Genomic DNA, 14,352 nt, shown 5'->3' on the forward strand with positions numbered 1-14,352 from the left:
CGAGCCGGTCAGCCGGGGTCGTACGTGTGGAACCCGCGGCCGGACTTCCGTCCCAGCAGTCCCGCCTGAACCATCCGCTGGAGCAGTGGCGGCGGGGCGTAGAGGGGCTCCTTGAACTCCTCGTACATCGACTCGGCGATCGCGGCGACGGTGTCGAGGCCGATGAGGTCCGCGAGCTTGAGGGGGCCCATGGGGTGGGCGCAGCCGAGCTCCATGCCGGTGTCGACGTCGGCGGGCGTGGCGTACCCGGATTCGGCCATGCGGATGGCCGAGAGGAGGTAGGGCACGAGGAGCGCGTTGACCACGAAGCCGGCCCGGTCCTGCGAGCGGACCGTCGATTTGCCCAGCGTGTCGCGTGCGAAGCCGTCCACCGCTCGGAGGGTCTGCGCCGAGGTGTGCAGGGAGGAGACGATCTCCACGAGGGGCAGGACGGGGACGGGGTTGAAGAAGTGCAGGCCCACGACCCGGTCGGCGCGGCCCGTGGCCATGCCCAGACGCATGATCGGAATGGCCGAGGTGTTGGAGGCGAGGACGGCCTCCGGGTCTTCGACGATCTTGTCGAGTGCGCTGAAGAGTTCCGTCTTGGCGTCGGCGTTCTCGGTGACGGCTTCGATGACGAGCTGCCGGTCCGCGAGCTCGTCGAGACTGCCGGTGAAGACGAGGCGGGCGAGGGCGTCCTCGGCGGAGAGGCGGTCGAGCTTCCCTCGCTGGACGGCCCGTTCCAAGGACGTGGCGACGCGTTCGCGGGAAGCCCGGGCGGCGGTGGCGTCGTCCTCGCAGACGACGGTGTCGAGTCCGGCGCGGGCGCAGACTTCGGCGATGCCGGCGCCCATCTGGCCGCCTCCGACGACACCGACCCGGCGGACGGGGCTGACCGGGGTGCTCACGAGCGGGCCTCCGTACGGCGGACGAGGTGGCGGGTGTAGGCCCCGGCGGTGAAGAACGACGGCAGGGTGAGGCCGAGCGCGGTCTCCTCCAGGATCTGGCGGGCCTCGGTCACCAGGGCGTCGGGCCGTTCCCCGGCGAGCGCGGCGCACTCGGTGTCGAGGAGGCCGAGGACGTCTTCGCGGGTGATGGCGCGGTGGCGCACCCACTGCCAGAGCTGCACCCGGGCGATCTCGGCCGTGGCCGCGTCCTCCATCAGCCCGTACAGGGCGACCGCGCCGTGCCCGCGCAGCCAGGCGTCGAAGTAGCGCAGCGCCACGGCGACGTTGACGCGTATGCCTTCCGGTGTCGGCGGGCCGCTGATCCGGCGCACCGAGAGCAGATCGGAGGCCTGTACGGCGACGTCGTCGCGCGTGCGGTGCAGCTGGTGCGGCCGGTCGCCGAGGACCGCGTCGAAGGCGTCCCGGCAGACCGGGACCAGGCCGGGGTGGGCGACCCAGGAGCCGTCGAAGCCGTCCTCGGCCTCCCGCTCCTTGTCCAGCCGGACCCGGGCCAGGGCGGCCTCGTTGGCCGTCGCGTCCTTGCCGGGAACGTGGGCGGACATGCCGCCGATGGCGTGGGCGCCGCGCTTGTGGCAGGTACGGACGAGGAGTTCGGTGTACGCCCGCAGGAAGGGGGCGGTCATGGTGACCTCGGCCCGGTCGGGGAGGAGGAAGTCGGTGCGGTGGGCGAAGGTCTTGATCAGGCTGAAGAGGTAGTCCCAGCGGCCCGCGTTCAGCCCGGCGCTGTGCTCGCGCAGCTCGTAGAGGATCTCCTCCATCTCGAAGGCGGCGGTGATCGTCTCGATGAGGACGGTGGCCCGCACGGTGCCGCGGGGGATGCCGAGGAGCTCCTGGGCGAGGACGAAGACGTCGTTCCAGAGGCGGGCCTCGTAACGGTTCTCCAGCTTGGGGAGGTAGAAGTACGGGCCGTGGCCGGCATCGATCTGGCGCTGGGAGCAGTGGAAGAAGTAGAGACCGAAGTCCACCAGCGAGGCGGGGACCGGGCGGCCGTCGCACTCCAGGTGCTCCTCGAGGAGGTGCCAGCCGCGGGGGCGGACCATGATCGTGGCGAGGTCCTGGCCGAGTCGGTACTCCTTGCCCTCGGGGCTGGTGAAGTCGATGCGCCGGTCGATCGCGTCGCGCAGGTTCAGTTGACCTTCGACGACGTTGTCCCAGGTGGGGGCGGTGGCGTCCTCGAAGTCGGCCATCCACACCCGCGCGCCGGAGTTGAGGGCGTTGATCGTCATCCGCCGGTCGGGCGGGCCGGTGATCTCGACCCGGCGGTCGGTCAGGCCCGGAGCCGGCGGGGCCACTCGCCACTGCGGGTCGCCGCGGACGGGCGAGGTGGCGACGGAGAAGTCGAGCGGAGTGCCGGAGGCCAGGTTGGCCGAGCGGCGCCGGCGCTCCTTGAGGAGCTCCACCCGGCGCTCGCGGAAGGCGGCGTCGAGACGGCCGATGAACTCCAGCGCCTCGGGGGTGAGGATCTCCTCGTGACGGTCGCCCGGTGCCCCGAGGACCTGGACACGACGGGGCAGTGCGTGGGTGGACATACGGTCTCCTGAGGGAGAGGGCGTTCGGGGGAGGGGCGGGGCCGGGAGCGGATCCGACCCCGGGCCGGGCCGGGAGCGGATCCGACCCCGGCCCGGGCAGGGGCCGGTGGTGCGGGACCCGGCAGAGGCCCGTGGTGCCGGGACCCGGCAGCGGCCGGGCTAGTGGAACTGCTCTTCCTCCGTGGAGCCGGTGAGCGCGGTGGTGGAGGAGGCGGGGTTGACCGCGGTGGAGACGAGGTCGAAGTAGCCGGTGCCGACCTCGCGCTGGTGCCTGACGGCCGTGAAGCCCTGGGCCTGAGCCGCGAACTCCCGTTCCTGCAGGTCGACGTAGGCGGTCATCCCGTACTCGGCGTAGCCGCGGGCGAGGTCGAACATGCCGTGGTTGAGGGAGTGGAAGCCGGCCAGGGTGATGAACTGGAAGCGGTAGCCCATGGCGCCGAGCTCGCGCTGGAACTTGGCGATCTGGTCGTCGTCCAGGGCGGCCTTCCAGTTGAAGGACGGCGAGCAGTTGTAGGCCAGCATCTGGTCCGGGTACCGGGCGTGGACCGCCTCGGCGAACTCGCGGGCCTGCGCCAGATCGGGCGTGCCGGTCTCGACCCAGATGAGATCGGCGTACGGGGCGTAGGCGAGGCCGCGCGCGATGACCGGGGCCATGCCGTTCTCCACCCGGTAGAAGCCCTCGGCGGTGCGCTCGCCGGTGACGAACTGCGCGTCGCGCTCGTCGACATCGCTGGTCAGCAGGTTCGCGGCGAGGGCGTCCGTGCGGGCGATGATCAGGGTGGGGGTGTCGGCGATGTCAGCGGCGAGGCGGGCCGCGTTGAGGGTACGGATGTGCTGGGAGGTCGGCACGAGGACCTTGCCGCCGAGGTGGCCGCACTTCTTCTCGGAGGCGAGCTGGTCCTCGTAGTGGATGCCGGCCGCGCCCGCCGCGATCATGGCCTTGGTCAGCTCGAAGGCGTTGAGCGGGCCGCCGAAACCGGCCTCGGCGTCCGCGACGATCGGCGCCAGCCAGTCCGTCGCGTCGTGGCCGCCCTCGGCGGTGGCGATCTGATCGGCGCGCAGCAGGGCGTTGTTGATCCTGCGGACCACCTGGGGAACGGAGTTGACCGGGTAGAGGCTCTGGTCGGGGTAGGTGTGACCGGCCTGGTTGGCGTCGGCGGCGACCTGCCAGCCGGACAGGTAGATGGCCTGGAGCCCGGCCCGGACCTGCTGGACGGCCTGGCCGCCGGTGAGCGCGCCGAGGGCGTGGACGTAGTCCCGCTCGTGCAGCTGCCGCCAGAGCCGTTCGGCGCCGCGACGGGCCAGGGTGTGCTCCTCGCGAACGCTGCCGGAGAGCCGGACCACGTCCTCGGCGGCGTAGGTCCGCTCGATGCCGGCCCAGCGGGGATCGGTCGCCCACCGCTGCGCGAGGTCCGCTGCTGCTGCCGTCGTCGTCTCTGCCTGAGCCATGAGGTCACCGTCTCCATGAATCGTTAAGAGTGCCAAGAGATGGCACGTCGTGCCGTGTTAGAGGTTGCGGGTGTCGGCTCCCGCTTCAGTCGCGGGGGCCGTGTGGGCCGCAGCACGACTCTTTCAGCGGCACCCAGTGCGATCAACCGTGGACGGCTGCCAAGTTCTGCGAATCTTCGGAAGGGGTTTTGCCAATCTTGCAAAGGCAGGTACGGCCGAGTCCTGGCGTAGGCTGACGGTTGCTCGGACGGGCAGGGGCGCGGGGAACGAGGGGGCGACGGGCGCGGTGAGCAAGACCTACGCGGGAACGCGGCTGAGGCGGCTGCGCGAGGAACGGCGCATGAGCCAGGCGGAACTGGCCCGGGTCCTCGGCATCTCACCCAGCTACCTCAACCAGATGGAGCACGATTCGAGGCCGCTGACCGTGCCGGTGCTGCTGCGCCTGACCGAGGCCTTCGGTGTCGACCCCGGCTTCTTCTCCGAACGCGACACGAGCCGCTTGGTGGCGGACCTGCGCGAGGCCCTCGCGGGGGAGGTGGCCGAGGCCCGTGTGTCCCCTTCCGACCTCGCGGAACTCGCCTCCCGGATGCCCGCCGTCGCGCAGGTCCTCCTGGACCTCGGCCGGCGCGGCCAGGTGCTCGCCGAGCGGCTGTCGGACGCCGCGGAGAGTCGGGACGGTACCGGGGACGCGCGCCGCCCCCGCTCTCCGCACGAGGAGATCCGTGAGTTCTTCTACCGCCGCCAGAACTACCTGCACGACACGGACCTGGCCGCCGAGCGCCTCGCCCGCGAGATCGGCATCCGCCCCGGTGACGTCCTGCCGGCCCTCTCCCGGCGGCTCACGGAGCGCCATCAGGTGCGGGTCACCTCCGACACCGACCGGCTCCACCACTACGACCCCGGTGCCCGCATCCTGCACCTCTCGGCCCGGCTGCGTCCGGGCCAGCAGGCATTCCGCATGGCCACCCAACTGGCCCTGCTGGAGTACGGCGACGAACTGGACCGGCTGGCCGCGGAGGACTTCCCGGCCGGCTCCACAGAGCACGCCCTGGCGCGGATCGGGATCGCCAACTACTTCGCCGCCGCGCTGATCCTCCCGTACACCGTCTTCCACGCGGCTGCCGAGGAGCACCGGTACGACATCGAACGCCTCGCCGACCACTTCGGTCTCGGCTACGAGACCGTCTGCCACCGTCTGAGCACGCTCCAGCGGCCCCGGCTGCGCGGCGTCCCGTTCTCCTTCGTCCGGGTGGACCGGGCGGGCAACATGTCCAAGCGGCAGTCGGCCACCGGCTTCCACTTCTCCCGCGCGGGCGGCACCTGCCCGCTGTGGAACGTGTACGAGGCCTTCGCCGCGCCCGGCCGCATCCACGTCCAGATCGCCGCCATGCCCGACGGCCGGCGTTACCTGTGGACCGCCCGGGCCGTCACCCGCCACCGCGGCGGCTGGGGCGAACCCGGCAAGACCTTCGCCATCGGGCTGGGCTGCGAGATCCGGCACGCGTCCCGCCTGGTCTACTCCGACGGACTCGACCTCGACAACACCGCCGCCGCCACCCCGATCGGCATGGGCTGCCGCCTGTGTGAACGGCTCGACTGCCCCCAGCGCGCGGTGCCTCCGCTCGGTCGGCCGCTGGCCGTGGACGAGAACTCCAGTACCTTCGTCCCGTACCGGATCGTCGACGACGCGCCGCGGTAGCCGGGCGTGACGCGGACTCCAGGGCCACGCCACGCCCACGGTGCGTCCGGTCGGCAGGCCTCCCGATCCGACGGGCCGTCAGTCGGTGTCCGCCCCCAGGGGGACGACGAGCCCGATGCTCTCGGCCGCCACGGCGACGGCGTAGTCGAAGAACGCGGCCTCGTCCCTGACGCTGTCGTGGGTACGGCTGAAGACCTGGAACACCAGGAGACCGATCAGATTGCTCCACAGGACGATGCCGCGTTCGAGGATGTCCGAGAACGGAGCCTCGGGCACGCCGCCGAAGAGCTCCGTGGCCGCCGGCAGGAGCAGCGGCGGGCCGGGCACCGTCCGCCGGGGCGGGGTGAGTTCACCGCCCTCCAGCGCCGCCCGTACAATGCCGGCGAGAACGGCGGGGGTGCGCGAGGCGGGCGGGACCGTGTCCTGCGGGGCGTGGTAGCCCGGCACGGGCGAGCCGTAGATCAGCGTGAACTCGGCGGTGTGGTCGAAGGACCACTGCCGCAGCGCGCGGGTGACCGCGAGGAGCCGTGCACCGGCCGACGCACCGGCGCCCGAGGCGGCCTCGTCAGCCTCCTCCATCGCGGCGCCGCTCGCGTTGTAGGCGTCGATGACCAGAGCGGTCAGGAGGTCGTCCCGGTGGGGGAAGACAGCTTCCACCTCGGTGACGGCAAGACCGCTGTCGCGTGCCACGGCTTCCAGGGACAGCCCTCCGGCACCCAGCTTCACCAGCTGTTGACGCGCGGTCTCCTTGATCACCGTCGACGGCATCAGGCTGTCGGCGGTCGAACTCGTCGTGGAAAGGTCCATGCCGAAACCGTACCCGCCGGCCACAACTGCCGTGATCGCGGCCTCCGGAGCACCTTGACGGCACCGGCGCCGGACCTTGCCCCAGATGCCGAGGGGCGCGAGTGAACCACCGGGTCTCCAGATGCGTCCTCGCTCTCACAGCGACCAGAGCAGAAGTGGAGATCGCATCGTGGAATTCGCAGGGGTCCGCCCGACCCGCCGCGCCGTGCTGGCCGTCGGGGCCGGCGCGGCGCTGGCAGGATTACCTCTCAGCGGTACCGCATTCGCAGCCCCCCGGCCCGGCCGGGACACGATCCTGCGCGAGCTCCGCACGCTCGAACGGGGGCACTCCGCCCGCTTGGGAGTGTTCGCCCGGAACACGGCCAGCGGCCGGACGGTGCTGTACCGGGCGGACGAGCTCTTCCCGATGTGCTCGCTCTTCAAGACCCTCGCGGTCGCGGCGGTACTTCGTGACCTGGACCAGGACGGAGAGGTGCTCGCCAAGCGCCTCCACTACACGGAGCAGGAAGTGAGGGATTCCGGATACGGGCCGGTCACCGGGCTGCCCGAGAACCTGGCCCGGGGAATGACCGTCGATGAGCTGTGCGCCGCCACGATCTGCCGGAGTGACAACGCCGCCGGGAACCTCCTTCTCCGTGAACTGGGCGGCCCCGGCGCGGTCACCCGCTTCTGCCGTTCGGTGGGGGACCGGACCACCCGGCTCGACCGCTGGGAGCCCGCCCTGAACTCCGCGGAGCCCGACCGGCTGACGGACACGACCAGCCCGCGGGCCATCGGCCGGACCTACGAGAGCCTCGTGCTCGGCGACGCGCTCGCACCCCGGGACCGGGAGCTCCTGAGGGGCTGGCTGCTGGCCAACACGACCAGCACGGACCGCTTCAGGGCCGGCCTGCCGGCGGATTGGACCCTGGCGGACAAGACCGGTGGCGGGAGGTACGGGACGAACAACGACGCGGGCATCGCGTGGCCCCCGCACGGGGCTGCGCCCATCGTCATGGCCGTCCTGACGACCAAGCGCCGGCCGGAAGCCGGAGCGGACAACCCGCTGGTTGCCGAGACTGCCGCGCTCCTGGCAGCGGCGCTCGCCTGACAGCCACCAGGCCGGCCATGAGGACGCTACTTGCCCCAGATCTTCTGGTACGCCTCGCGGTAACCGGCCGGGTCCCAGGAGGTCGCGCCGCTGCTGTTGCCGGCCGTGGCGATGTGGACCGGAGCGACGTAGCCACTGGCGGGCCGGCCCGCGAAAGCGCGGTTGAACTCGTCGATGATCTGCCAGCCCTGCTGGGACAGCGGCTCGGGGACGGTCGCGGCCTGGAACTGCTTGCTGTTGATGCGCTGGAAGGCGGAGGGGTCGCCGTCGCCCGCGCCGATGTTGAACGGTGGTCCGGAGCCCGGCTTGCCGGCCGCTCGCAAGGCCGGGGCGGCGTCGGCGAAGTAGAGGTCGTTGATGGCTGCGGAGTACGTCCACTCGTCTTGGAAGCGGGACAGGAGGGAGGAGACCGACTGGGGGGTCCGGCTGCTCGCGTCCGGGATGGGGATGTTCTCGTACGCCAGGAGCCGCACTCCGGAACAGGTGGCGAGCTCCTTCTTGATCAGTTCGGACTTGTTCCTGGCGAACGGGATCGAGTCGTCGGTGAACAGGACGACGCCGGCGTTGCCCCGGGACCGGGCGATGATCCAGTCCGCACTGATCTTCGCCACGTCCTCCACGTTCGTGGTGATGTTGGTGAAGAGCCCGGCGTTCTCGCTCGGGCCGGGGGAATCCACCGCGTGCCAGCCGATGAGCGGGATCCGCGCCGCTCGGGCCCGTGCCACCTGCTGCGCGGTGAGGTGGGGATCGAAGCCGCCGATGACGATGCCCGCGGGCTTGAGGGTGATCGCCTGGCTGAGCGCGGCCTGGATGCCGGCGGGGGTGCCCTCGCCATCGATCACCCGGGCCTCCCAGCCGATGACCTTCGCGGCTTCCTCCACGCCCTTCGCCACGCCTGCGACGCCAGGGTTGGTCATGGTCTGCGCGACGTACACGACCGTCCTGCCGGAAACAGCCGCCGGACCGCTGGTGGGGCCCGTCCACGACGCATCGGTGTTCTCGGCCTGCTGAACGGCCGTCCCGGCCTTCGCGAGGGTGCTGGGGCAACCGCCGGCGTCGGACGGCCCGGTGCCGGTCGACGGGCCGCGCTCACAGCCGGCGGCCAGGGCGGCGGCTGCCGCGAGGAGGGCCGCGGCCCGGACGACGGTCTTGCGGTTCGAGTACACAGTGCTCCTGACGCAGGTGCGCGTACGAAGTGCGGGAACGGTTCTAGGGATGGCTGTCGTTCGCCGGTGCGGCCGACGGCTCCGCGAGCGACCGGCGGGACGTGGTGGCGCCGCCGCGCAGACGGCGGCGGGCGGAGTAGCCGGCCAGGCCGACGGCGATGAGCAAGGTCCCGCCGTTGAACAGCGGCGTGGCCCAGAACTGGGCACCGAGCTGGCCGATTCCGGCGAGGCCGATGGCGAGGACGGCGACGGCCACGACGGTGCCGAGGGCATTGGCGCGGCCCGGTCTGATCGTGGTGGAACCGAGCAGGGCGCCGACGAAGGCGGGCAGCAGGTAGTCCAGCCCGACGCTCGGATTGCCGGTCTGCTGCTGGGCGGCGAGCAGGACACCGGCGAAGCCGACGACCAGGCCCGATCCGGCGAAGGCGTAGACGGAGTAGGTGCGGGTGGGGATGCCGATGATGCCGGCGGCCCGCGGGTTGGAGCCGATGACGTACAGGTACCGGCCGAGCGGCAGCCGCTCCAGCACCACCCAGAGGACGGCTGCGACGGCAAGGACGTAGAAGGCGGGCACCGGCAGCCCGAGGAACCGGGAGTCGTAGAGGCCGGTGAAGGAGGCGGGCAGGCCGTTCGGGCCGGGGACGATCCGGGCGCCGTCGGTGATCCAGCCGGTGAAGGCGTACATCATGCTGCCGGTGCCGAGCGTGGCGATGAAGGAGGTGATCTGGCCGAATTCGACGATGACACCGTTCAGAGCCCCGATCGCGGCCCCTCCGCACACCACCACGAGGCAGGCGAGGGGCCAGGGCCAGCCTTCGTCGACGATGAGCTGCATCACCATGACGTGCGCGAGGCCGAGACCGTAGCCGATGGACAGGTCGAACTTGCCGGTGGCGATGGTGATGGTCGCGCCGAGCGCCAGGATGGCGGGGATCGATTGGTTGGAGAGGATCGAGGAGATGTTGTCCCGGGTGGGGAAGGTGTCCGGCAGAGTGAGGGAGAAGACCAGGAAGAGCAGGGCGGCGAGGGCCAGCAGGCCGTAGGTGCCGAGGAGGTGCCCGTGGAGGCGGTCCAGCTGGGACCGGAGCGAGGGAGGGATGGTCATCGGCTCGTCGCGGCTCCGGTGATGGGGGGCATGGCCGAGGCGGTCCGGGTGAGTTCGGTGACCGTGAGGGCCGCGCCGGTCAGCTCGGCGCGCACGGTCCCGCGGACGAACACCAGAGCGCGGTGGCACACGGTGGCGACCTCTTCGAAGTCGGTGGAGATGAGCAGTACCGCCAGGCCGGAGGCCAGCGCGTCGTCGAGCAGCCGGTAGACCGTGGCCTTGGCGCCCACGTCCACGCTGGCGGTCGGCTCTTCGAGGATGAGCAGGCGCAGGTGTGCCCGGAGCCACCGGCCGACCATGACCTTCTGCTGGTTGCCGCCGGACAGGGTGGCGATCGGTACCTCGCTGTCGCGGGGGTGCACCGAGAACCGGTCGATCAGGGCGGTGGCCTCGGCGCGTTCACGCCGTGGGCTGATCCAGCGCAATGCCGGCACGCCGGCTGCCCGGGGATTCGCCAGGAAGTTCTCCCGTACGGTCAGTTCGGCGGCGCAGCCTTCCTCCTGACGGTTGCCCGCCACGAAGCCGACGCCGGAGTCGAGCGCCGCCCGGACCGAACGCGGGTGGTACGGCAGGCCGTCGAGCAGCGCCAGCCCGCCGGGGACCGGCCGGGCACCGGCGAGGGCGCGGCCCAGTTCCATGTGGCCGGCGCCGGTCAGGCCCACCATGCCGAGGATTTCTCCCCTTCGCAGGTCGAGGCTGACCTGCCCGGTGTCCGCGGTCCGCACACCGGCGAGGCTGAGGAGGGGCGGGCCGGCGGCGGGTGGGGTGGCCGGGACGTAGCCGGCCTCTTCGCGGCCCACGATGGCGCGCACCAGACGGGCGGGGCTGTATCCCGCGAGCGGCCCTGTCTCGACCAGGTGGCCGTCGCGCAGGATGGCGACCGTGTCGGCGACCTTGTACACCTCGTCGAGCCGGTGGCTGACGTAGAGGATGCCGTGTCCACGGTCGCGCAGGGTGTGCAGTACGTGGAACAGCCGGGCGCAGTCGGCAGCGGGGAGGGTGGCGGTGGGCTCGTCGAGGACGATGAGCTCGGCCCGTGTCGCCAGGGCGCGGGCGATGGCGACCAGCGAGCGCTCGGCGGGGGCGAGGCCGGCGATCCGGGCGTCGGCCTCCAGGTGCCCGGCGACGAGCCGCAGGGCCTCATCGCAGCGCTCTCGGGTCTGCCGCCAGGAGACCAGTCCGTAGCGGCGCGGGTAGCCCGTGCCCAGGGCGATGTTCTCGGCCACCGTCATCCACTCGACGAGACCGAGGTCCTGGTGGATGAAGGACATGCTCCGGGTGGCGCCGTGGGAGCGGAGCGAGTGGCCGGCCACCGTCACCTCGCCCTCGTCGGCGTGGTGGACGCCGGCGAGGACCTTGATGAGGGTGGACTTCCCGGCACCGTTGGGACCGAGCAGGGCGAGGACGCTGCCTCTGTGGATGTCGAGGTCGACCGCGGTCAATGCGACGGTGCCGCCGAACCGCTTGCCGAGACCGCGCATGCGGACGAGAGGTTCTCCCCCGGAGCGCGAGGGCGGGCTCATCGAGGTGTCGGGAGCGTCATGCACAGACTTCTCCGGGGGTCGGCCTCCGAGTTCTTCCCGACTGCAGGGGGATTCTATGCGGATCTGACGGTATATATCCGGCATTTACCCGGCCCGAAATGCTCAGGTCACCGGTCCACCGGTCACCGGTCACCGTGCCCGGTGCCGGTCACCGATCGTCGGTCGCACGTCACGCCGCCTCCAGGGCGCACTCGGCCCAGATGACCTTGCCGCCGGTGGTGTAGCGGGTGCCCCAGGCCTGGGCGAGCTGCGCGACGAGGAACAGGCCACGGCCACCCTCGTCGGTGGTGGCGGCATGGCGCATGCGGGGCGCGGTGCTGCTGGCGTCGTACACCTCGCAGATCAGGGTGCGGTCGCGGATGAGGCGTACCCGGATGGGCCCTGTGCCGTAGCGGACGGCGTTCGTGACCAGCTCGCTGAGCAGCAGTTCCGTGGCGAAGGCGGACTCGTCCAACCCCCACCGGCTCAGCTGGCCCATGGCGCCGGCGCGGACGTCGGAGACGAGGGCCGGGTCGGCGGGCAGGTCCCAGGTGGCCATCCGGTCGGGGGGCAGGGCGTTGGTGCGGGCGACGAGCAGGGCGATGTCGTCGCCGGGGTGTTCGGGCGCCACGGCGTCGAGGACCGCCTGGCAGGTTTCCTCGGGGGCGCGGTCCGGGTGGGCGAGCGCGCGGCTCAGATCGTCGAGGGCCACGTCGATGTCCCGATGGCGGTCTTCGATGAGCCCGTCCGTGTACAGGACCAGCTGGCTGTGCTCGGGGAGCTCGATCTCGACCGACTCGAACGGCAGACCGCCGAGGCCGAGGGGAGGCCCGGCGGGCAGGTCGAGCAGCGTCACGGTGCCGTCGGGACGTACCAGCGCGGGCGGCGGATGGCCGGCGCGGGCCATCGTGCACTGCTGTGAGGTGGGGTCGTAGATGGCGTACAGGCAGGTGGCGCCGACGATGCCGGCGCTGCCGACGGCGGGATTGTCGCCGCCCTCCTCCCGGTCGAGGCGCACCATCAGGTTGTCGAGGTGGGTGAGTAGTTCGTCGGGGGCGAGTTCCAGTTCGGCGAAGTTGCGTGCGGCGGTGCGCAGCCGGCCCATGGTGGCGGCGGCGTGCAGCCCATGGCCGACGACATCGCCGACGAGCAGGGCCACGCGGGTGCCGGAGAGGGGGATGACGTCGAACCAGTCGCCGCCCACTCCGGACTCGGCCGGCAGGTAGCGGTGGGCGACCTCGACGGCGCCCTGCTCGGGCAGGCCCCGCGGGAGCAGGCTGCGCTGCAGGGCCAGGGCCAGGGTGTGTTCGCGGGTGTAGCGGCGTGCGTTGTCGATACAGAGGGCGGCGCGGGCGGCGAGTTCCTGGGCCAGCGAGCGGTCGTCGTCCCCATAGGGGGCCGGGTCCTGCGAACGGTAGAAGCCGGCGATGCCCAGGAGGACACCACGGGCGAGCAGGGGGACGGTGATGAGGGAGTGGATGTTGTGGGCGAGGAGCAGCTCGGCGCGCTCGGGGTCTTGGGCGATCCAGCCGAAGGCGGCCCTCAGATCGGGTTCCAGCACGGGCTGCCCCGTGGTCAGGCAGCGCATGTGGGGCGTGGTCGGGCGGAGGGTGATCTGCTCTCCCACCGGGGAGAAGGGGCAGTCCTCGCGGATGCCGTGGACCACCGTGCGGTGCATTTCGGTGGTGGGGTGGGGGGACTCCTCGCCGCGTAGCACGGCCTCGGGCAGGTCGATGGTGACGAAGTCGGCCAGGCGCGGGACCGCCGTCTCGGCGAGCTCCCAGGCGGTGCGGCTGACGTCCAAGGTGGTGCCGATGCGGTTGCTGGCCTCGGCCAGCAGCTCCAGTCGGCGTCGCGCCGCGACGGCGTACTTCCCCACCTCCGGCTCGCCCACGAGCACCAGGCCTCTGACCCTGTCGTCGGCGGAGTCCTCGGCGCCAGGTGCGTCCGGTGCGCCGGTTGCGCCGGGTGCACGGACCGTTGTCGTGGCCGGGCCGGGTGTGACGCGGGGGCGCGGGCCGGGCGGCGGGACGGCGGGGGCGCGGGCCGGGCTGGGTGCGGGGGCATGCCGATCCGAATCCGCGGGGAGGAGCGCCTCGATGACGACGCCCTCCACCCCGGACAGGCTCCTCACGGGACGGCTCACGAGGGTGACCCGCCGGTCGTGGGACAGGGACACGTCGACGGCCGCCCGCCGGGCGGAGGACATCAGCTCCGTGGCCCTCTGTTTGAGGAGCATCTGATCGCTCTGGTCCAGGTCGCTCTGGAGCAGCTCGTCCATCCCCACGGGGTACCCGTTCCGTGCGCTGTCGCTGGTCCGGGCACGGCTCCCGGCGTCGAGATACGCCTGCAGCAGGCCGCGCTCGCGCGCCGAACTCTGGTCCATCAGCCGTCGTTCGATGGCTTCGGCCGCCCTGCGTACCAGGGGGACCAGTGCGGGGTCCGCATCGGTGTAGGGATAGCCCAGGCACAGTACGCCTTCGATGCGTCCGCTGAGCTGGTCGCGAACGGGGATCGCGGTACAGGCACTTGACTGGGACCGTTCGGCGAAGTGCTCCGCACCGTAGACCTGGCAGAGCCGCCTCTCCGCGAGGGTGAGACCGATTCCGTTCGTCCCCGCGACCGGCTCGGCGAACACGAAGCCAGGGACGCTCTGGATCGCGGCAAGCCGGCTGATCATGGACTTCTCGCCGAAGCGGCGTTCGAGGACCGTGCCGCGGCCGTCTGCGAGACAGATGTTCATCTGGCTGCCCGCGAAAATGGACTGCAGCCGGTCGAGCACCGGCCCGGCGGCGCGGACGAGCGGACCGTCCGCGTCGAAGTCCTGGGTGAAGGGAAGCTCGGACTGGTCCGGCGACAGCCCCAGCAGCATGCTGCGCTCCCACGAGCTCAGGATCGGACTCCTCACGCTCCCCGCGACCGACTCGACCGACTCGCCGTGCAGAAATCGGTCACGGGAACGCACGGGACCTATGCGGCCTCCCACGACCCCCATCTGCACCACTTCCCTCACCGGAACGGTAGCGATCGCCAGATT

General features: G+C 71.6%; 10 protein-coding genes. 2 read left to right on the forward strand and 8 right to left on the reverse strand.

Annotation, left to right across the window (positions count from 1 at the left end):
- Positions 1–8 precede the first annotated feature (8 nt).
- The 3 genes from AB0D48_RS31155 to aceA form a co-directional block, all read right to left on the reverse strand.
- Complete coding sequence (locus AB0D48_RS31155) at positions 9–887, reverse strand: 3-hydroxybutyryl-CoA dehydrogenase (RefSeq protein WP_362404443.1); 879 nt, start codon at positions 885–887, stop codon at positions 9–11.
- Entirely contained in the window at positions 884–2,476 is a 1,593-nt protein-coding gene (aceB, locus tag AB0D48_RS31160; RefSeq protein WP_362404446.1) for a malate synthase A, read from the reverse strand. Before aceB ends, AB0D48_RS31155 begins: the two co-directional genes overlap by 4 nt.
- Before the next feature lie 159 nt (positions 2,477–2,635).
- Positions 2,636–3,925, reverse strand: a complete 1,290-nt coding sequence (gene aceA / locus AB0D48_RS31165) for an isocitrate lyase (protein ID WP_362404449.1) — start codon at positions 3,923–3,925, stop codon at positions 2,636–2,638.
- A 286-nt stretch (positions 3,926–4,211) separates the two neighbouring features.
- On the opposite strand from aceA, the gene AB0D48_RS31170 reads away from it, so the two are divergent.
- A complete protein-coding gene (locus tag AB0D48_RS31170; protein ID WP_362404451.1) occupies positions 4,212–5,624 on the forward strand; it encodes a short-chain fatty acyl-CoA regulator family protein in 1,413 nt (470 codons plus the stop codon).
- Positions 5,625–5,702: 78 nt separating this feature from the next.
- Here the strand turns inward: AB0D48_RS31170 and AB0D48_RS31175 are convergent, their stop codons facing one another.
- Positions 5,703–6,431 carry a WHG domain-containing protein gene (locus tag AB0D48_RS31175; RefSeq protein WP_362404454.1) on the reverse strand — a complete coding sequence of 243 codons (729 nt, stop codon included), beginning with the start codon at positions 6,429–6,431 and terminating at the stop codon, positions 5,703–5,705.
- Positions 6,432–6,600: 169 nt separating this feature from the next.
- Here AB0D48_RS31175 and bla point away from each other — a divergent pair, with 169 nt between their 5' ends.
- Positions 6,601–7,521, forward strand: coding sequence for a class A beta-lactamase (bla, locus tag AB0D48_RS31180; RefSeq protein WP_362404457.1), 921 nt, complete (start codon positions 6,601–6,603; stop codon positions 7,519–7,521).
- 26 nt (positions 7,522–7,547) lie between these two features.
- Here the strand turns inward: bla and AB0D48_RS31185 are convergent, their stop codons facing one another.
- The 4 genes from AB0D48_RS31185 to AB0D48_RS31200 all read right to left on the reverse strand — a co-directional run bounded on the left by AB0D48_RS31185 (position 7,548) and on the right by AB0D48_RS31200 (position 14,310).
- A complete protein-coding gene (locus tag AB0D48_RS31185; protein WP_362404460.1) occupies positions 7,548–8,687 on the reverse strand; it encodes a substrate-binding domain-containing protein in 1,140 nt (379 codons plus the stop codon).
- Between the two features lie 43 nt (positions 8,688–8,730).
- Entirely contained in the window at positions 8,731–9,792 is a 1,062-nt protein-coding gene (locus AB0D48_RS31190; protein ID WP_362404462.1) for an ABC transporter permease, read from the reverse strand.
- On the reverse strand, positions 9,789–11,339 hold the full coding sequence (locus tag AB0D48_RS31195; RefSeq protein WP_362404465.1) for a sugar ABC transporter ATP-binding protein: 1,551 nt from the start codon (positions 11,337–11,339) through the stop codon (positions 9,789–9,791). The genes AB0D48_RS31190 and AB0D48_RS31195 overlap by 4 nt, the downstream gene beginning before the upstream one ends.
- A 166-nt stretch (positions 11,340–11,505) precedes the next feature.
- Positions 11,506–14,310, reverse strand: coding sequence for a SpoIIE family protein phosphatase (locus AB0D48_RS31200; RefSeq protein ID WP_362404468.1), 2,805 nt, complete (start codon positions 14,308–14,310; stop codon positions 11,506–11,508).
- Between the last annotated feature and the right edge of the window lie 42 nt (positions 14,311–14,352).

It is taken from the genome of Streptomyces sp. NPDC048269 (assembly GCF_040652395.1).
GTDB lineage: Bacteria > Actinomycetota > Actinomycetes > Streptomycetales > Streptomycetaceae > Streptomyces.